General features: G+C 75.1%; 22 protein-coding genes. 8 read left to right on the top strand and 14 right to left on the bottom strand.

Annotation, left to right across the window (positions count from 1 at the left end; translation table 11 throughout):
• Nucleotides 1-103: 103 nt before the first annotated feature.
• The 3 genes from QSK00_RS10950 to QSK00_RS10940 are packed head-to-tail and all read left to right on the top strand — an operon-like array spanning nt 104 to nt 1,904.
• Complete coding sequence (locus tag QSK00_RS10950; protein ID WP_285590416.1) at nt 104-664, top strand: hypothetical protein; 561 nt, start codon at nt 104-106, stop codon at nt 662-664.
• A gap of 42 nt (nt 665-706) precedes the next feature.
• Complete coding sequence (locus QSK00_RS10945) at nt 707-1,363, top strand: class F sortase (protein WP_285590414.1); 657 nt, start codon at nt 707-709, stop codon at nt 1,361-1,363.
• A 4-nt stretch (nt 1,364-1,367) separates the two neighbouring features.
• Nucleotides 1,368-1,904 carry a hypothetical protein gene (locus QSK00_RS10940; protein ID WP_285590412.1) on the top strand — a complete coding sequence of 179 codons (537 nt, stop codon included), beginning with the start codon at nt 1,368-1,370 and terminating at the stop codon, nt 1,902-1,904.
• Here the strand turns inward: QSK00_RS10940 and QSK00_RS10935 are convergent.
• From QSK00_RS10935 to QSK00_RS10925, 3 genes are all read right to left on the bottom strand, one after another.
• Nucleotides 1,885-2,979 carry a protein kinase domain-containing protein gene (locus tag QSK00_RS10935; protein ID WP_285590411.1) on the bottom strand — a complete coding sequence of 365 codons (1,095 nt, stop codon included), beginning with the start codon at nt 2,977-2,979 and terminating at the stop codon, nt 1,885-1,887. The genes QSK00_RS10940 and QSK00_RS10935 overlap by 20 nt on opposite strands.
• The gene (locus QSK00_RS10930) at nt 2,976-3,542 is read right to left on the bottom strand and encodes a hypothetical protein (protein WP_285590408.1); all 567 of its coding nucleotides are present in this window, start codon (nt 3,540-3,542) and stop codon (nt 2,976-2,978) included. The genes QSK00_RS10935 and QSK00_RS10930 overlap by 4 nt, the downstream gene beginning before the upstream one ends.
• Before the next feature lie 112 nt (nt 3,543-3,654).
• Complete coding sequence (locus QSK00_RS10925; protein ID WP_285590405.1) at nt 3,655-4,149, bottom strand: GNAT family N-acetyltransferase; 495 nt, start codon at nt 4,147-4,149, stop codon at nt 3,655-3,657.
• On the opposite strand from QSK00_RS10925, the gene QSK00_RS10920 reads away from it, so the two are divergent.
• Nucleotides 4,148-4,870 carry an SDR family NAD(P)-dependent oxidoreductase gene (locus tag QSK00_RS10920; protein ID WP_285590403.1) on the top strand — a complete coding sequence of 241 codons (723 nt, stop codon included), beginning with the start codon at nt 4,148-4,150 and terminating at the stop codon, nt 4,868-4,870. The genes QSK00_RS10925 and QSK00_RS10920 overlap by 2 nt on opposite strands.
• A gap of 1 nt (nt 4,871) precedes the next feature.
• On the opposite strand, the gene QSK00_RS10915 is transcribed toward QSK00_RS10920, so the two are convergent.
• The 4 genes from QSK00_RS10915 to QSK00_RS10900 are packed head-to-tail and all read right to left on the bottom strand — an operon-like array spanning nt 4,872 to nt 8,013.
• Nucleotides 4,872-5,591: a methylated-DNA--[protein]-cysteine S-methyltransferase gene (locus tag QSK00_RS10915; protein ID WP_285590401.1), complete on the bottom strand. Its 720-nt coding sequence runs from the start codon at nt 5,589-5,591 to the stop codon at nt 4,872-4,874.
• Nucleotides 5,588-6,148: an RNA polymerase sigma factor gene (locus QSK00_RS10910; protein WP_285590399.1), complete on the bottom strand. Its 561-nt coding sequence runs from the start codon at nt 6,146-6,148 to the stop codon at nt 5,588-5,590. The genes QSK00_RS10915 and QSK00_RS10910 overlap by 4 nt, the downstream gene beginning before the upstream one ends.
• A gap of 18 nt (nt 6,149-6,166) precedes the next feature.
• On the bottom strand, nt 6,167-6,802 hold the full coding sequence (locus QSK00_RS10905) for a response regulator (protein ID WP_285590397.1): 636 nt from the start codon (nt 6,800-6,802) through the stop codon (nt 6,167-6,169).
• On the bottom strand, nt 6,799-8,013 hold the full coding sequence (locus QSK00_RS10900) for a sensor histidine kinase (protein WP_285590396.1): 1,215 nt from the start codon (nt 8,011-8,013) through the stop codon (nt 6,799-6,801). The genes QSK00_RS10905 and QSK00_RS10900 overlap by 4 nt, the downstream gene beginning before the upstream one ends.
• 128 nt (nt 8,014-8,141) lie before the next feature.
• Here QSK00_RS10900 and QSK00_RS10895 point away from each other — a divergent pair, with 128 nt between their 5' ends.
• Entirely contained in the window at nt 8,142-8,639 is a 498-nt protein-coding gene (locus QSK00_RS10895) for a hypothetical protein (RefSeq protein ID WP_285590395.1), read from the top strand.
• Nucleotides 8,640-8,648: 9 nt separating this feature from the next.
• On the opposite strand, the gene QSK00_RS10890 is transcribed toward QSK00_RS10895, so the two are convergent.
• From QSK00_RS10890 to QSK00_RS10870, 5 genes are all read right to left on the bottom strand, one after another.
• On the bottom strand, nt 8,649-9,299 hold the full coding sequence (locus QSK00_RS10890) for a response regulator transcription factor (protein ID WP_285590643.1): 651 nt from the start codon (nt 9,297-9,299) through the stop codon (nt 8,649-8,651).
• Nucleotides 9,300-9,313: 14 nt separating this feature from the next.
• The gene (locus tag QSK00_RS10885; protein WP_285590394.1) at nt 9,314-10,525 is read right to left on the bottom strand and encodes a sensor histidine kinase; all 1,212 of its coding nucleotides are present in this window, start codon (nt 10,523-10,525) and stop codon (nt 9,314-9,316) included.
• 8 nt (nt 10,526-10,533) lie between these two features.
• Complete coding sequence (locus QSK00_RS10880) at nt 10,534-10,728, bottom strand: hypothetical protein (RefSeq protein ID WP_285590393.1); 195 nt, start codon at nt 10,726-10,728, stop codon at nt 10,534-10,536.
• A gap of 122 nt (nt 10,729-10,850) precedes the next feature.
• On the bottom strand, nt 10,851-11,417 hold the full coding sequence (locus QSK00_RS10875; protein ID WP_285590392.1) for a chorismate mutase: 567 nt from the start codon (nt 11,415-11,417) through the stop codon (nt 10,851-10,853).
• Nucleotides 11,418-11,445: 28 nt separating this feature from the next.
• Entirely contained in the window at nt 11,446-13,032 is a 1,587-nt protein-coding gene (locus QSK00_RS10870) for an NHL repeat-containing protein (protein ID WP_285590391.1), read from the bottom strand.
• A 93-nt stretch (nt 13,033-13,125) separates the two neighbouring features.
• Here QSK00_RS10870 and QSK00_RS10865 point away from each other — a divergent pair, with 93 nt between their 5' ends.
• Both QSK00_RS10865 and QSK00_RS10860 read left to right on the top strand, forming a co-directional pair.
• A complete protein-coding gene (locus QSK00_RS10865; RefSeq protein ID WP_285590390.1) occupies nt 13,126-13,881 on the top strand; it encodes an SDR family NAD(P)-dependent oxidoreductase in 756 nt (251 codons plus the stop codon).
• A gap of 55 nt (nt 13,882-13,936) precedes the next feature.
• Nucleotides 13,937-14,965: an alcohol dehydrogenase catalytic domain-containing protein gene (locus QSK00_RS10860; RefSeq protein ID WP_285590642.1), complete on the top strand. Its 1,029-nt coding sequence runs from the start codon at nt 13,937-13,939 to the stop codon at nt 14,963-14,965.
• Here QSK00_RS10860 and QSK00_RS10855 read toward each other — a convergent pair.
• Nucleotides 14,962-15,708, bottom strand: a complete 747-nt coding sequence (locus QSK00_RS10855; protein ID WP_285590389.1) for an SDR family NAD(P)-dependent oxidoreductase — start codon at nt 15,706-15,708, stop codon at nt 14,962-14,964. The two genes, QSK00_RS10860 and QSK00_RS10855, sit on opposite strands and share 4 nt — an antisense overlap.
• Nucleotides 15,709-15,713: 5 nt before the next feature.
• Nucleotides 15,714-17,060: an MFS transporter gene (locus QSK00_RS10850; RefSeq protein ID WP_285590388.1), complete on the bottom strand. Its 1,347-nt coding sequence runs from the start codon at nt 17,058-17,060 to the stop codon at nt 15,714-15,716.
• 170 nt (nt 17,061-17,230) lie between these two features.
• Here QSK00_RS10850 and QSK00_RS10845 point away from each other — a divergent pair, with 170 nt between their 5' ends.
• Nucleotides 17,231-18,019, top strand: a complete 789-nt coding sequence (locus QSK00_RS10845; protein WP_285590387.1) for an enoyl-CoA hydratase/isomerase family protein — start codon at nt 17,231-17,233, stop codon at nt 18,017-18,019.
• The last annotated feature ends 19 nt before the right edge of the window (nt 18,020-18,038 follow it).

The raw sequence follows: 18,038 nt of genomic DNA, 5'->3' as shown, positions 1-18,038 counted from the left end.
TCCGCGATCCGCCGTGCGCAATTCGTGTTTCGGGCCGGATCGACCGGTGTGAAGCGGGTATGAACCTCCCGATCGTGATCGGACCGAGATCGAGGAGGACACCATGTCGCGCACCACGCGACGCCGCGTCGGCTACACCGCCGCCGCTGCCGTGCTGTCGATCGGCGCCCTGACCGCCTGCTCCGGCGGCGGTGACGCGGCCGCGCCCGCGCCCGGCGCCGCCCCCTCCGGCGCTCCGGCGGCGTCCGGGGCTCCCGGTACCGCCCCGGCACCGGGTCAGCCCGCCCCGGGCCAGCCGGGAGCGGACGGGGCCGCCGGCGGGGCCTCGGGGGGCGCCGCGGGCGACTCCAACGGCCAGGCGGGCGGCCCGGACCCGAGCAACAACGGGACCGGGACCAACGGCACGCCCGGCAGCAACGCCCAGTCGGGCCAGGGCGGCGCCGGCGGCACCGGTGGCGCGGGCTCGGGCACCAACGGCACGGGCGGCACGGGCTCGAACGGCTCGGGCGGTGCGCCCAGCCAGACCCCGTCCGGCGGTGTGCAGACCGGTGGCGGCAGCACCACCGGCGTCGAGCACCCGGAGCTGTTCGGGTTCGGCGGTCTCGCGCTGCTCGCGGCCGGCGGGGTCGCGGTCGCCGCGACCCGTCGTCGCACCGAGGACTGAGGCCTGACGACCGGACCGGAGGGCACCGACGCCGCGGCGTCGGTGCCCCCCGCCCGTTCCCGACGGCGGGTGGTGCTGCTCGCGGTGGCGGCGCTGCTCGCCGTCGTCGGGATCGCCGCCGTGGTCGTCGGGGTGGCGCTGCAGCAGCGGGCGCCGGTCGAGCAGGACGCGGGCGCGTTACCCGTGCCTCCGACCACCAGCGCCGCGGCCACGCCCACCACCCCGGCCGGGCCCCCGCCCTCGCCTCCGGCGCGCATCGTCGTCGGGAAGATCGGGGTGGACTCGCCGGTCGCGTCGGTCGGCCTCAACCCCGACCGCACGATGGAGGTCCCGGCGAAGGGACCGCTCTACGATCTCGCGGCCTGGTACCGCTACTCGGTCACGCCCGGACAGCAGGGCCCGTCGGTGATCATCGGACACATCGACTCGGCGGAGAACGGCCCGTCGGTGTTCTTCCGGCTCGGGGCACTCGCGCCCGGCGACACGGTCGACGTGACGCGGGCCGACGGACGGGTGGTCACGTTCGCGGTGTACGCCACCCGTGCCGTCGCGAAGGACGCGTTCCCCACCGCCGACGTCTACTCCGGGACCGCCGGCCCCGAGCTACGACTCATCACGTGCAGCGGCTCCTTCGACGCGGCCGCGCGCAGCTACCGCGACAACACCGTCGTGTTCGCCCGGGAGATCTCGCTACGGTGACCGCATGGTCCGACCCCTGCACCCCGGGGACCTGATCGCCGCGGGGTTCGGGCTGGTCTTCGTGGTGGCGAACTCGCAGCTCCTGGGGCCCGCGCGCCTGCCCGTCGTCGTCGTGGGCGTCGTCGCCGCGGTGGTGATCGTCGTGGCCGTGCAGCGCAGCCGGGGGTTGCCCGGGGCGGTCGGGCCCCCGATGCACCGGGCCGCCTACCTGCGCATCGTCGCGGTCGAGGTGGTCGCGCTGGTCGTCGGCGCGCCGCTGCTGGCCCGCGTCGCCCCGCAGCTCCCGATCGCATGGGTGGCCCTGGTCGTCGGGCTGCACTTCGTGGCCTTCGCCGTGTGGTGGTTGCCCGGGGAGCGGACGTTCCTCGGGATCGGCGGGGTCATGACGATGCTCGGGGTGATCGGCCTCGTCGTCGGCCTGGCCGGAGGCGCCGGGTCGGCCGACGTGGTCGCGCTCGTCGCCGGGTTCGGTTCCGGCATCACGTTGCTCCTGCCCAGCACCGTCGCGGCGGTGCGGTTGTTCAGCGCACGAGCAGCATGACGACCACCGCGAGCAGCGCCAGCACCCCGAGCACGACCAGGGCCACACCCGCCGTCCGGAAGCCCGAGCCCCGGGACGGTTCGGCGGGGGACGGGGGAGCGGCGTCGTCGGTGCCCCGGCCGGCGGGTCGGTCGGGCTGGGCGTCGATGACCTCGGTCGTCTGCTCGGGCGACGGGGCGGCGTAGCGCTCGGAGAGGTCGCCGAGGGTGCGGCTCAGCGTCGCCGCGTCGGGCCGGTCACGGGCGTCGAGGGCCATCGCGCGCAGCACCACGTCCTCGAAGGAGATCGGGATCGACGGGGTGATCTGGCGCAGCGGCACGGGCGGCTGGCGCAGGCGTTGCGCGGCGACCTCCGCCGCGCCGACGCCGCGGAACGGCGGCTGCCCGGTGAGCAGCTCGTAGAGCGAGCAGCCCAGCGAGTACACGTCGGAGCGGCCGTCGAGCCGTTCGCCCCGGACCTGCTCGGGCGACATGTAGGCGACGGTGCCGACCACCTTGCCGGTCTCGGTGAGCCCCGGGACGTTCTCGGCCTTGGCGATACCGAAGTCCATGAGCTTCGGGGTCCCGTCGGCGAGGAGCATGACGTTCTCGGGGTTGACGTCCCGGTGCACGATGCCGTGCTCGTGGGCGTGGGCCAGCGCGGACGCGACCGCCGCGCCCACCCGCGCCGCGTCGACCAGGCCCGGCCCGCCCGACTCCCGCACCGTCTCGCCCCAGGTCCGTCCGGTGATGAGCTCCAGGACGACGTACGCGCCGTGCGGGGAGGTCCCGACGTCGTGCACGGCGACGACGTGCGGATGGCTCAGGACGGCCGCCGCCCGCGCCTCGTCCCGCAGACGCCGGGCGTCGGTGTCGTCCCCGCGCCGGTCCTCCGGGAGGAGCTTGACCGCGACGACCCGCCCGAGTTCCCGGTCGTGCGCGCGGTGGACCTCGGCCATGCCGCCCCGGCCGAGCAGCTCGACCAGCTCGTAGCGGTCACCCAGCACGACCGGACCGCGAGCATCGGCGGGGTCGTCCGCACGGTCGTCGGCACGGTCGTCGGCGCCGTCGTACGCGCCGGTGTAGGGCCGGGTCACAGCCGGCGGGTCCGCTCGGCGTCACCGCCGCCGAGCAGCGCGTCGAAGAGGTAGCGGTGGTCCACCATGGCCTGGCGGCGGTCCTCGAGGGACTGGTCGGCCTGCTCGTCGGCCACCGCGACCGCGTGGGCGGACCGGAAGTGCTCCACCAGGTCCGGGTAGTCGACCGAGACGAGCTTCTCCCGCTCCTCGAACCGCTCGGAGGGGTAGCCGCGGTCGCGCATCACCTGCTGGACGAGCAGGTCGGCGTCGCGCAGCCCGGTCGGCGGGTTCTCGACGAACGTCGACTGCGCGGACTCCCAGGCGCGGGCGTAGCGGTCCCGCTCGTCGGCGCCGAGGTCGCGCAGCTCCAGCTCCTGGCGGCGCTTGAGCCGGGCCCGGAGCTCCTTCTCACCGTCGCGCTTGCCGTACTGCTCGACCACCCGGTCGTACTCGTCCCCGAAGCGGCTGCGCAGCGAGGCGGTGGTGGCCCGCGCCCGGTAGCGGGCGACGAGGATCAGCACCACCCCGAGCACGATCACCACCACGGCGACGATCACGATCGTGAGCACGGTCCCGTCCACCACTGACTCCCTCCGCCGGTCCCGCCATCACACCACCCGATCGGGCGACGTGTAGACGTCCGGACGTCGGTTCAGTGCCCGTGTCGTGTCGTTCCGAACCCGCGAACTCGACTCACCCCGCCAGGGCGTCCAGGGCCGGGCCGTCCACCCGGTGCGTCGTCCACCCGTCGAGCGGCTCCGAGGCGAGCGTCGCGTAGAAGTCCAGCGCGGGGGTGTTCCAGTCCAGGACCGCCCACTCCAGACGGGCGTAGCCCCGCCGCAGGCAGGTGCGCGCCAGTTCGGCGAGCAGGGCGCGGGCCACGCCGTGCCGGCGGTGGGCGGGGGAGACGTAGAGGTCCTCGAGGTGGATGCCGTGCACCCCGGTCCACGTGGAGTAGGTCAGGAACCAGATCGCGGCGCCCGCCACCTCGTCGTCGTGGACCGCGACCGTCGCGAACACGGCGGGGGTGTCACCGAACAAGGCCTCGTGCAGGTGGTCGACGGTGAGCAGGCACGAGTCCGGCTCCCGCTCGTAGTCCGCGAGGTCGTGGACGAAGCGGACGAGGGTCGGGACGTCGGTGGGCTCGGCTGGTCGGATCGTCGGCGGCACGCCACGATCATCGGTCATGACGGCACTGGTCACCGGCGGCGGGACGGGTATCGGGCGGGCGATCTCGGAGGCGCTGGCCCGCCTCGGCCATCCCGTCGCCGTGCTGTACAGCCGCTCGGACGACGACGCCGCGGCCACCGTCGAGGCCATCACGACGGCGGGTGGCGCGGCCCGCGCGGTCCGTGCGGACGTCACGGACGAGGGCGCGGTGCGCGCGGCCGTCGAGGAGGTGCGGGCGTCGCTGGGGCCGGTGTCGGTGCTGGTCAACAACGCCGGCGGGACGGAGCACATCCCGATGGCGGACCTCGACGCCGTCACCGACGAGGTCTTCGAGCGCCTGTTCCGGCTCAACACGCTGTCGGCCTGGCACTGCGCGAAGGCGTGCGCGGCGGACCTGCGGGCCGCCGACGACGGGTGCGTGGTCAACGTCGGCAGCATCGCCGCGGCCGCCGGACGCGGGTCCTCGGTGCCCTACGTGGTCTCGAAGGCCGCGCTCTCCGGACTGACCCGCGCCCTCGCCAACGCGCTGGCGCCGGTCCGCGTCAACGAGGTGGCCCCGGGCCTGGTGCTGACCCGGTGGTGGGCGGGCCAGGAGGAGCGCGGCCGCACCCTCGCGCAGTCCGCGGTCACGGGGCGGGAGACGACCGTGGAGGACGTCGCCGCGGCCGTGGTCGGGCTCGTGACCTCCCGCGCGATCACCGGCCAGACGCTCACGGTCGACGGCGGCCAGACCCTGTAGGTCACACCCCGGGGCGGCACACCCGGCAGCCCCGGTAGCCCGCCTCCCGGGCCGCCGTCGCCGACCGGAACGGCACCCGGTGCGCGTCGGTGATCCGCCGGGCGTGGTGGCACGAGGGGAGGCACGCGATGCCGGTGGTGTCGCTGCCGACCAGCACCACACCGGCCGTCGTGAAGGCGGCGAGCCGCTCGAGGTCCGCGCCCTCGTCGGCGAGCAGGCGGGCCTTCGCGGCCTCGCCGAGCATGTAGCGGCCCAGCGAGCCGTCGGCCCTCGTCACACGGTGGCACGGCACGATCAGGGGGACGGGGTTGCGGGCGAGCACGGTGCCCACCGCGCGGACCGCGGCGGGCCGTCCGACCTCGCGGGCCACCCAGCCGTAGGGCCGGGTCTGCCCGGCCGGGATCGAGGCGGTCGCGTCGAGCACGTCGCGTTCGAAGGGCGAGCAGGCGCGCAGGTCGACCCGGGTGCGGGCCCCGACGGCCGGCACCGCCGCGTCGTCGGGGACCAGCGGGCGGCCGAGCCGGCGGCGGTACTCGGCGCGGAAGCCGGCGTGGTCACCGTCGTCGGAGACGGGGCGCACGTAGGTCACGCCCTCGGACGAGCGCGCCACGAGCACGTCGCCGAGCGGTCCCGTCGTCGTCGTGAACGTGTCGACCACCTGGCGGGCGAGGTCCGGCCCGACGTCGGGCGGGGTGAGGCGGGCGAGCAGGGGGTCGCTCATGGGGCGCTCCGATCGGGGGAGGCGAGCAGGGTGCGCAGGCGCGCGAGCCCGCGGGAGACGTGCGAGCGGGCGGTGCCCTCGCCGACGCCGAGCGCGGCCGCGACGGCCGGGACGTCGAGGTCGGCGACGTGGCGCAGCACCACCGCGTCGCGTTGGACGGCGGGCAGCGCCGCGAGGGCGGCCGCGAGATCGGGGTCGCCGCGGGTGGCGACCTCGGCCGGACCCGGTTCCCGCGCGGCCCGCTCCGGGAGCGGCGCGCCGGAGAGCGCCGGGCGCCGGGTGGCGGTCCGGACCGTGTTGCGGTGCTCGTTGAGCAGGACCGTGACCAGCCAGCCCCGCAGCTCGAGCGCGGCGATGCGCTCGGCGTCGTAGTCGCGCAGCGCCCGGAACGCCCGCAGGAACGCCTCGGCGGCGAGGTCCTCCGCGGCGGGCCGGTCGCCGGTCAACCGCAGCGCGGTGCCGAGGAGCAGCCCCTGGTAGGCGCGCACGACGTCCGCGAACCCGGCGTCGAGGTCGACGACGAGGGCGGCGACGAGGCCGGGGTGCAGGTCGTTCACGGTGGGGAGAACACCGCGTCAGGTCACACCGTTGCGCCACGCCCACGCGACGAGGGCCGGGCGGCCGTCCACGGCGAGCTTGGAGATCAGGTGGTTGACGTGGGTCTTGACGGTCGCCTCGCTGACGTAGAGCTTCGAGGCGACCTGGTGGTTCGACAGGCCCTGCGCGACCAGGCGCAGCGTGTCCACCTCACGGGCGGTCAGCCCGTCCGGGATCGCGGTCGGCGCGGCGACGGGTGCGCCCACGAGGGCGACCAGCCGCGCCTGCACCGCCGCGTCGAGCACCGAGCCACCGGCGGCCACCGTCCGGATCGCCGCGCACAGCGCCTCCCCGGTCGTGTCCTTCGTCAGGTACCCCGCGGCCCCGGCGCGCAGGGCGGGGAGGACGGCGTCGTCCTCGGCGTAGGTGGTCAGGATCAGCACGCGCACCTCCGGCGCCCGCTCCGCCACCGCTGCCGTGACCTCCGCGCCGTCGAGGCCCGGCATGCGCAGGTCGACGAGGGCGACGTCGGGCCGGTGGTCGGCGATCGCGGTCACCGCCGCCGTCCCGTCCGGGGCGGTGGCGACGACGTCGAGGTCGTCCGCCGCGCCGAGCAGCATCGACAGCCCGTCCCGGACCACGGCCTGGTCGTCGGCGAGCACGATCCGGATCATGCGGTCACCCTGCCCGACACCGGTGCCCGCAGCGTCACCCGCCATCCGCCGTCGTCGGGACCGGCGTGCAGCGTCCCGCCGACCAGCGCCGCGCGCTCCCGCAGCCCGACGAGGCCGTTCCCGCCGCCGTCGGCACTGGGTCCCGACGGCGGGTGCGGCCGGGCGTTGGCCACGTCGAGCACCAGCTCGTCGGTGACGCCGAGGGTCACGGTCACCGCGGCGCCGGGGGCGTGGCGGTCCGCGTTGGTGAGGGCCTCGCGCGTGGTGGCGTAGACGGTCTCGCGCAGCCGCTCCGGCGCGGCGTCGAGATCGCCGGTGACGGTCAGGGTCGCGGCGTGGCCGTCGGCGAGCGAACGCAGGTCGGCCGCGGTCGGGGCCGGTGTCTCCCGCAGGGCGGCGACGGCCTGCTTCGCCTCGGCGAGCCCGGAGCGCGCCAGGTCGGCGGCGGTGTCGACCGAGGTGACCACGGCGTCGTCGGGACCGAGGCGTTTCGCCAGGACGGCGCGGATGGCCTGCAGGTGCAGCGAGAGACCGGACAGGCTGTGGGCGAGGACGTCGTGCAGGTCGCGGGCGATCCGCGCGCGCTCCTGGGCGGCGGCCCCGGCCAGCTCGGCCTCGCGGAGCGCGTCCCGTTCGGCGAGCAGGGCGACGACCCGGGCGTGCTCCCGGTGGAGCCGGGCGCGGTTGAGCGACTGGGAGGCGACGACGGGGACCACGAGTCCGAGGAACAGGCCCCAGGACGAGCCGACCGCCAGCGCGAACACGATCGACAGCGCGACGCCGAACCCCGCCGCGAAGCCCCACACGAGGCGGGAGTCCAGGACGATGCGCCCGAGGACCCCTGCGGCGACGAACACGCCCGCGTAGGCCGCGCCGACCGGGACGAGGTAGGTGGCGACGAGCGAGGCGACGGCGCAGAGGGCGAGCAGCGCCGTCCGTCGCCGGTCGCCCGCGGCGGCCTCGGTGGTAATCCGGGGGTCGCGGGCGGCCGCGACGGAGCACCCGGCGCCGGCGAGGACGAGGCCCGCCGCGACCAGCGACCCGGGCGTGAGCGGCCAGACGGTGCCTGCGGCGAGCCCGAGCCAGAGCAGCGGGCGCAGCCCGTCGGCGAGGCGGGCGCGGGACGACACCTGCTCGTCGCGCGGCACCCCGGCCGTCTGGAAGGCCATGCGGGGCGGCGGTTCCCGGCGCGCGTTGGTCGTGGCGGTCACGCCGTCGAGTGTGGACCCGCGGCGCTTGCGACACGACGGGTCTCCACCCCGTCTCCACCCGCGGGCGGACGTCGCGCGGTCCGCGCCGCAGCACGCTGGGTGCACCATCGACGGAAGGGGCGGGAGCCATGAACGGGGCGTTCTCGGCGGTCATCGGGGTCGCGGTGCTGTGCTGGGTGATCTGGAACCAGCTGCGGGTCCGGGAGTTCACGCCGCGGCGGGTGCGGGTCGCGGCGATCCTCGGGATCGTCGGCCTGGTCGAGGTGGTGCAGGCGGTCGGGACGCACCCGGCGTCGGCGCTGGGCTGGACGCTGCTGGTCAGCGGACTGGTCGTCGGGGCGGTGCTGGGTCTGCTGCGGGCCGCGACGGTGAACCTCTGGGTCGCCGACGGGCGGGTGTTCACCCAGGGCCACTGGGGGACGGCCGGGCTGTGGGTGCTCGGGATCGCCGTGCACGTGGGGCTGGACCTGCTCGCGGGCGTGGTCGCGCCGTCGGCCGCCACGCTCAACTCCTCGAGCATCCTGCTGTTCATCGCGGTGAGCCTCGGCGCGCAGGGCCTGGTGACGCTGCAGCGGGCGCGGTCCCTGCCGGGCGCGCCGGCGATGACGATGGAGCGGGCGCGCTGATCCGCCCGCTCAGCGCACCAGGCCGGCGCGGAACGCCAGGGCCACGGCCTGGACCCGGTCCCGCGACCCGGTCTTGGCCAGCACGTGGCCGACGTGGGTCTTCACCGTCGCCTCGCTGACGACGTGCCGCTCCGCGATCTCGGCGTTGGTGAGGCCCTCGCCCATCAGCACGAGCACCTCCCGTTCGCGCGGGGTGAGCAGGTCGAGCTCCGGGGCGGCGGCCGACCCCGGCGCGGTGGTCGGCGCGGCCAGCAGGGGGGCGGCGTGGGCCAGGAGCCGCCGGGTGGAGACGGGGTCGATCACGGAGTCGCCGCGGGCCACGGTGCGGACGGCCTCGATGAGGTCCTCGGGGGCCGCGTCCTTGAGCAGGAAGCCGCTGGCGCCGGCCGCGATGGCCGCGGTCACGGACTCGTCGAGGTCGAAGGTGGTGAGCACGACGATCCGGACGCCGGGACGGGACGCGACGGCACGCCGGGTCGCCTCGATCCCGTCGAGGACCGGCATGCGCACGTCCATGAGGACGACGTCCACCTCGATCGTCGCCAGCAGGTCCAGCGCCTCCTGCCCGTCGCCGGCCTGGGCGACGACGGTCAGGTCGTCGGCCGACTCCAGGACCATGGCGAAGCCCGCCCGCACCAGGTGCTGGTCGTCGACCAGCATCACCCGGACCGCGGTCACGGTGCCCCGACCGGGAGGGGCAGGCGCACCCGGACCGCGAACCCGCCGTCGGGCCGGGACCCGGCCTCCAGCGAGCCGCCCTGCAGGGCCGCCCGCTCGCGCATCCCGACCAGGCCGTAGCCGTCGCGGGTGGCGGCGGGGCGGGGGCCGCGCGGGCCGTCGTCGCGCACGGCGACCTCGAGCTCCGGTCCCCAGGCGAGCGTGACGCGGGTCGGGGTCGCGACCCCGGCGTGCTTGACCACGTTGGTGAGTCCCTCCTGCACGACCCGGTAGACGGTCAGTCCGGTGCCGGCCGCGAGGGGACGCGGCGTGCCGGTGACCTCGAGGGTGACGGGCAGCCCGCCCGCCCGGACCTGCGCGACGAGCGCCGGGACGTCGTCGACGGTCGGGGCGGTCGCCCCGTCGGGGTCGTCGGCGTGGCTGTCGCGCAAGGTGCCGAGCAGCGCGCGGATGTCGCCCAGCGCGTCCCGACCGGCGTCGGCGATGCCCCCGAGGACCTCGACCGCCCGCTGCGGGTCCCGGGCGGCGGCGAACCGGCCGCCGTCGGCCTGGGCGATGATCCCGGACAGCGAGTGCCCGACGATGTCGTGCACCTCCCGCGAGATGCGGGAGCGCTCGGCGAGCAGTTCCAGCCGGACCTCCTGACGGCGGCCCTCCTCGAGCAGCCGGGCCCGCTCACGCAGCTGCTCGACCGACCGCAGCTGGGCGCGACGCAGGGCTCCGAGGAGCCAGACGATGACGCCGAACAGGGCGCCGACCAGCGCGAGGACACCCGCCGCGGACCCGGCGCCCGGCGCTCCGAGCCGCAGGACGACGGGCAGCACTCCGCCGAGCACGAGCACGGCCGCGGTGACCGGTCCGGCCCAGCGGGGCCCGTGGACCACCACCGAGTAGCCGATCACGAGCACCGGCAGCACGATCGTCGCACTGACGCCGGGCACCGTGAGCATGGCGATCGCGGCCGCGACGGCGACGCCGACCGCGACGGGCAGCGGGGCGCGCCGCCGGACGACCACGGGGAGGGCGAACAGCACGGCGCAGACCAAGCCCGCGACCCGGTCGGCCCGCGCCACGTGGCCGTCCGTCGCCCAGCCCAGCGAGACGGCCGCGACGAGCGCGGCGAGCACGGCATCGGCCACGAGCGGGTGCCGGCGCACGGCCTCGACGGCCCGGTCGAGCCAGGTGCGACGTTCACCGACGGTGGTCATGATCGCGGTCATCGTGCCTCACCCGCCGTCGCGGTGCGCTCGACCACGGTCGGCGCGACGACGTCGACCGCATACCGGCACCCCGGGGTGCGCCCCACGACGACGAGGCCGACCGGCCCGGCGGCGATCAGGTCGGCGGGGAGGAACACCGCCCGGGGTCGGTGCGGGACGGGGGCGAGCGGTGTGTCGGCCGTGATCGACACGAGGTGCTCCTCGGGCCGGGCACCGCGGGTCGGTGCCGTGTGCTGCCACGATGATCGCCACGGCCCCGGAGATCCTCGGTCCACGGAACGATCTCCGGCCTCCACCCGTGGGGGGAGGAGCGTCAGGCGCAGAGGGAGCGGACCGCCCGCTCGAGGCCCCGCCGGTGCAGCGTGTCGAGCGACCGGGCCGCCGCGACGCGGACCGCCGCCGAGGTCACCTCGCCCCGGCAGACGGGATCGGTGCGCGCGGCCTGCGCGGTGGCGAGCGCCTCGACGAGCCGCGGGGTGACGGCGTCGAGGGTGGTGCGGACGGCGGCGAGGTCGGGCGGCGTGGTCGGCGCCGTGGTCGGCCGGTCGGTCCAGTCCTCGAGCAGGCCGTACTGCACGACCTTGCTCGCCGCGATCTGGTCGCCCAGCACCGCGGCCACCTCCGCCGGGTCGAGACGACGGGAGGCCCCGGCCGCGGCCGCGGCGTCGAGGACGACGCGTTCGCGGGCGGGGTCCTCGACGGCGGCCTTCGAGACGTACTTCGACGCCGCCACCGTGTCGGCCGTCGCGAGCCGGTCGGCCATCACCCCGACGACGGGATCCCAGGGACCGGCCGCGGCGTCCGGCGACGCGATGGTGCCGCACCCGGCGCAGCAGGCCAGCAGGGCCAGCACCGCCAGGAGGACCAGCCGTCGGGTCATGGTCGATCAGCGTAGGGACCCGGGCGGGTCAGGCCCGCCGGAGGGCGATCACGCTGCCTTCCTGGTCGGCCGCGACGTACACGGTGCCGTCCTCGTCGACCTCGACGCCGGCGAACGGGGCGATCGGCCCGGGGATCATCATCGGCAGGCCGTTCACGGTCGGACGCACCGTGCCGTTCTCGCCGACGGGCAGGTCGTCCGCGACGACCTGGGGTCCGCCGCCGTCGAAGGGCAGCCACACCACCCGACGGCGACCGACCTCGCACACCAGGAGGCCGTCGCCGTCCACCGCGATGCCCTGGGGGATGCGCAGGTCGTCGGCGAACACGGTGCGGGTCGAGTCCGGGCCGATCAGCTCGACGGTGCCCCGTGCCTCGTCGGAGACGTAGACGCGGTCGTCGGCGGTCACCGCCACGTCGCTCGGCCGTCCGAGCCCCGTCGCGAGCTCCAGGGTCTCGCCGGCCCGGGGGAGCCCGAGCACGCGGCCGCCTCCGGAGTCGGCCACCACCACGCCGTCACCCCGGGCCGCGACGCCCGTGATCTCCCCGAGCCCCTCGGCCCACGTCTCGGACGCGGTCCACGCCCCGGCGGCGTGCCGGGTGACCATGCCGAGGTTGTTGGTCACGAACATCGCCGTGCGGTCCGGGGACGCGCAGAGCCCGCGGACGTAGCCGGGGAAGCCCGGGTCGGTGATCTTGTCCGTCCGCTCCAGGGTGAGGTCCGAGGTGATGCGGGCGGCGCCGAGCCCGTCCGCGACGCAGAGGCCGGCCGTCGTGGCCGCGAGCCCGTAGGGCGCCATCAGACCCGGGGCCACGATCTCCCGCGACCCGCCGTCGGGAAGGAGTTCGTACACCGCCCCGTCGATGTAGTACGAGGCGAAGAGGCGGCCGTCCGCGGTGAGATCGAGGTTGTCCATCCCGGGCCGACCGTGTCCCACGGACTCGGTGACCGACGTCCCCGGGTCGAAGGCCACGACCTCGCCCGAGCCACCGAGGCCGACGTAGATGCGTCCGTCGGGCCCGGTCCGGCAGGAGCACGGCGCGGCGAGGCCCTCGAGGACGGTCTCCACCTCGCCGCCGTCGATCGACACCCGCGCGACGGCGCTGGCGAAGGGCAGTGCGGTGTAGAGGAGCCGGTCCGGGCCGATCGTCAGGCCGTTCGGACCGTCGAGGCCCGCGGCCACCAGGCGCGCGGGCCGGTCGTCGCGGTACACCTCGAGGATCGAGCCCCCGGGGATGAACTGGCCCACGAAGATGCGGTCCTCGAACACGGTGATGCCGTTGGCGCCGAGGACGTCGTCGGCGATGACGGTGTAGACGCCGTCGCGCAACGCGGTGACGCGGGCGTCCATGCACTCGGCCACGTACAGGACGCCGTCGCTGTCGAACGCGAGGTCGTCCGGCGAGACGATGGCGCTCCCGCGGGCGGACACGACGGTGACCGCGCCGGTGTCGGGGTCGATCCGCGAGACCTGGTTGCCGAAGGCCGAGGCGTTGTAGAGCGCCCCGTCCGGGCCGATGCGCAGGCCGTTCGCGCCACCGATGGGCCGAGCCGGCGTCCGGCCCAGCATCTGCCGGCGCGGTGCGAGGTCCGGGCGAGTGTCGTCGACGGTCATGCGCGACTCCTGTGTCGAGTGGGTGGCCCGCCCCGCCGGGTTGTGGTGAAGTGAACTCGTTTCAGTCGGAGGTCGTCAAGACGGGGAGTGGGCATGGCGGAGACGGGGCGGCGGGTCGTCGTCACCGGAGGGGCGAGCGGGATCGGGCGGGCGGTGGTCGAGCAGCTGCTCGACGACGGCGCACGGGTCACGACGCTGGACCTGCGCACCCCGGCGTCCTCGCCCGTCGTCCGAGGTGACGCGGTGCTGTCGCTGAGCTGCGACGTCGCCGACGAGGACGCGGTCGCGTCGGCCGTCGAGCAGGCGGCCGCCCGGATGGGCGGGGTGGACGGGCTCGTCACCTGTGCCGGTGTGACCGACGGGTCGCCGACGGACGAGATGAGTCTGCGGACGTGGCGGCGCCTGCTCGACGTGAACCTCACGGGCACGTTCCTCGCCGTCCGCGCCTGCCTGCCCCACCTCCTGCGCGAGGACGGCGCAGCGGTGGTCACCGTCGCCTCGGTCGGTGGCCTGGTCGCCGCCGGTCGGTCGGCCGCCTACGACGCCACCAAGGGCGGGGTGGTCGCCCTGAGCCGGAGCCTCGCCGCCGAATACGCCGACCGGGGACTCCGGGTCAACTGCGTGTGCCCCGGTCTCGTCGCCACCGACCTCGCCGCGCACAGCGCGGCCGATCCGGCCGGCCTGTCGTCCGTGCCGCGCACCGCGATCGCGGGTCGGGTGACGCCCCTGCTGCGCCGCCCCGGCTCGCCGGGGGAGATCGCCGGCATGGTCGCGTTCCTGCTCTCCGACCGGGCCGCGTTCACCACCGGCGCGTCCTTCGCGGTCGACGGCGGCTACACCGCGGTCTGACCGCCACCCCGACATCCGTTCCTCGAAGGAGAGGCACATCGTGCTCGCGTACCGCATGACCGCGCCGGGATCGGCGGAGCTGGTGGAGGTGCCGCTCCCCGAGCCGGGCCCGGGTCAGGTCCGTCTCGACGTCCTGGCGGCCGGCGTCTGCCACTCCGACCTCGCCGTCCTGCACGGCGGGGCGGCGCGGTGGGAACTGCCGTTCACGCTCGGGCACGAGACGTGCGGGCGGGTCGCGGCGCTGGGGGAGGGCGTCGACGACCTGGCGGTGGGGGAGCAGGTCGTCGTGCACGCCCCCTTCGGCTGCGGGCACTGCCCGCGCTGCGCGGCGGGCCGGACGAACTACTGCGACCTGCGGGCGAGCCTGCCCGCCGCGGGTCTCGGGCTCGGACTCGACGGCGGGATGGCGCAGGCGATGGTCCTCGACCGGGCCCGGGTGGTGCCCGCGGACGGGCTGGACCCGGTGGTGGCCGCGACGCTGACCGACGCCGGCCTCACCTCGTTCCACGCGATCCAGGGCGCCCGGGAGGCGCTCGCCGAGCCGGACGCGCTCGCCGTCGTGATCGGCGTGGGTGGTCTCGGGCACCTGGCGATCGGCCTGCTGCGGGCCCTCGGGTCGCCGACGGTCGTCGCGGTCGACACCCGTGCGGAGGCGCTCGGCCTGGCCCGGGAGTGCGGCGCGGACGTCGCGGTGCTGCCGGGCGACGCGGCTGCGGCCGTGACGGGGGCCGGTGGTCACGGGGCCGACGTGGTCTTCGACTTCGCAGGGGCACAGAGCAGCCTGGACCTCGCGGTCTCCCTGCTCCGGACGGCGGGTGAGCTCGTCGTCGTCGGGAGTGGCGGCGGCGCGCTCACGGTGTCCAAGCCCGGCGTGCTGCCCTCGGGGGCCGTGGTGCGCGTGCCGTTCTGGGGCTCGCGGCCCGAGCTGGAGGCCGTCGTCGGGGTGGCCCGGGGCGGCGCGCTCACGCCCCGGACCACGATCTACCCGCTGACGGACGCGGACCGCGCGTTCGAGGACCTCCGGGGAGGTCGGCTGCTCGGCCGCGCGGTCCTGGTGCCCGCGGGGACCCGGCGGCGGTCCTAGCGGGCGCCCCAGCCGCCGTCCACCCAGAGCTCCGAGCCGGTGGTGTAGGTGGCGTCGTCGCTCGCCAGGAAGGCGACCGCGGCGGCCACCTCCTCCGGGCGGCCGAGGCGGGCCATGGGCGTGTGGTCGAGCATCGCCCGGTGGCGCTCGGTCCCCTCGAAGCGTTCGAGCAGCGGTGCGGTGCCGATGAAGCCGGGGACCACGGCGTTGACCCGGACGCCGCGTCGGGCCCAGTGCAGGGCGGCGTTCCGGGTCATGGCGCGGACCGCGCCCTTCGCCGCCGCGTACGAGAAGCTGTTCCCGAACCCGCCGGTCGCGCCCAGGATCGAGGCGACGTTGACGATCGAGCCGCCCCCGGCGGCCTCGATCACCGGACCGACGTGCTGCATGCCGAGCCAGACCCCGAGCTGATCGGTCGCGACCACCTGGTCCCAGCGATCCCGGGTCTCGGTCTCGACGGTACCGAGGCTGCCGATGCCGGCGTTGTTGACGAGCACGTCGGCCGCGCCCCACCGCTCCTGCACGGCCGTGACCGCGCGGGACCAGTCCTCGGGGTCGGCCACGTCGAGGGTCGCCACCAGCGTCGAGCCACCGAGGGCGGCGGCGAGCTCGTCCAGCCCGGTCCCGACGACGTCGGTGAGGGCGACCGAGGCGCCCTCGTCGACGAGCCGGCGCGCGATAGCGGTGCCGAGACCTCCGGTGGCGCCGGTCAGGACGACCCGGCGCCCCTCGAGTCGACGCACCGCGGTCAGCGCTCCGCCGGGGCGGGCACGGGGGCAGGCCCGTCCTCCTCGGACGGGGTGCCGTTCACGAGCCGCTTCCCGGCACTCTCGGTGATGGTGAGCAGCATCAGCAGCCCGACCACGGCGGCGAACACCGCATAGAAGGCCGGGGCGATCGTCACGCCGGTGGCCGCGACGAGGGAGGCAGCCACCAGGGAGGCGGTGCCGGTGCCGATGATGCCGCCGAGGTTGAAGCCCAGCGAGACCCCCGAGTACCGCACGCGCGTCGGGAACTGCTCGGCGTACATCGTGTAGACGACGCCCTGCTGGATGGCGAAGGGCACGTTGAGCACGAGCGCGGCGATGATCGCGAGCAGGAGCGAGTTCTGCTGCATGAGCCAGAAGCAGGGCACCGACAGCACGACGAAGCCGATCATGCCGGTGGCGGCCACCCGCTTGCGGCCGAAGCGGTCGCTCAGGGCGCCGGCCCAGGGGATGAGCCCCATCGGCACCAGGATGATGAGCACCGTCAGCCACAGGCTGCTCGAGAGCGAGTACTTGAGCACCCCCGAGAGGTGGACGACCAGGTAGACCGAGGCGAGGGCGCCCGTCGTCAGGGTGGAGTAGGCCAGACCGATGATGCGCAGCAGGCTGCCCTTGTGGTCGCGGACGACCTCGGTGAGCGGCGCCTTGGGCGGGGCCGACTCCTCGACCATCTTGAGGAACAGCGGCGAGTCCTCGACCTTGAGGCGGTAGATCACGGCGGCGACGAGCAGCGGTGCGGCAATGAGGAAGGGGATGCGCCAGCCCCAGCTCGCCATCTGCTCGGCGGTCGTCAGCGCGCTCACGGTCCCGACGACGGCGGCCGCGCCGGCGAGGCCGATCGCGACCCCGATGGACGTCGAGGAGCCGAACAGGCCGCGTCGCTTGGACGGCGCGGACTCGGTGGACAGCGACACGGCACCGCCGACCTCCCCGCCCGCCGAGAGTCCCTGCAGCAGGCGCAGGAGGGTCAGCAGGACCGGCGCCGCGACACCGATCGAGGCGTAGGTCGGGAGGAGCCCGGTCAGCGCCGTCGCGATCCCCATGAGCGCGACGGTCGCGAGGAGCACGGTGCGGCGGCCCCGGCGGTCACCGATGCGACCGAAGATCAGACCACCGAGCGGCCGGATCACGTACGCGCCGGCGATCACCCCGAGGGTCGACAGGAGCGCCACGAAGCCCTGGGTGGCGGGGAAGAAGAGCTTCGCGAGGACCACCGCGAGGGAGCCGTAGATCGCGAAGTCGTAGTACTCGATGGCGGTGCCGACGGCCGCAGCCGTGCTGGCCCGGCGGGCGACCACCTCCCGGTCGGTCCGGGTGCTCGTCGTCATGCGGCGCTCCTTCGCGCTCGGCGCCGGGGACCCGTCGTCCTCGACGAGACGTGACGGTAGACACTGAACTGACCTCAGTTCAAGTCCCAGAATGCCGCTGTCGACGCTTGACATCGAACCCGGTTCAGCTCAAGCTTCGACCTGAACTCAGTTCAACTTAGGAGGCTCCGATGGCAGTCGAGGACGACATCCAGTTCGAGCGCGACGGGCACATCGCCCGGGTCTGGTTCAACCGGCCGCACAAGCGCAACTGCATCACGGTGCCGATGCTGCACCGGCTCGACGAGATCATCACCGAGATCGAGGGCGACGACGAGATCCGCGCCGTGGTGGTCCGCGGCCGCGGTAACACCTTCTCCTCGGGCTTCGACCTCGACAGCCTGCAGTCGGACTTCATCGGCTCGAGCACGGCGATGGACGTCGCCGTCGTCTCGGCGAAGGTGTGCGACCGCTTCTACAACATGTCGAAGCCGTCGGTCGCGGTCCTCGAGGGCTACGTGACCGCGGGTGGCTTCGAGGTCATGATCTCGTGCGACTTCGCGATCGCCGACGACGCGGCCCTGATCGGCGACTTCCACATCCGCCGGGCCCTCTTCGGCGGCGCCGGACCGATCTACCGGCTGCCGCGCATGATCGGCATCCGCAAGACCAAGGAGCTCATGCTCACCGGCAAGCTCCTGACCGGCCAGGAGGCCGCGGCGTTCGACCTCGTCAACACCAGCGCCCCCGCCGACCAGCTCGACGCCACGGTGGAGGAGTTCGTCTCCCACCTGACCGACAAGAGCCCGTTCCAGATGAAGCTCACGAAGATGGCGGTCGACCGCGGTCTCGACGCGGACATCGCCTCGCTGATGGTGCTCGAGCACCTCGCGGTCGGGGTCACGCTGAACTCCGACGACGCCGCCGAGGGCGTGTCCGCCTTCCTGGAGAAGCGCGACCCGAAGTGGACCGGCCGCTGAGCCGGTCCTGATCGACGCC

This window comes from Actinomycetospora sp. NBRC 106378 (assembly GCF_030269685.1).
Lineage (GTDB): Bacteria > Actinomycetota > Actinomycetes > Mycobacteriales > Pseudonocardiaceae > Actinomycetospora.
The sequence above is the reverse complement of the archived record's forward strand: the minus strand, read 5'-3'. Positions and strand labels throughout refer to the sequence as shown.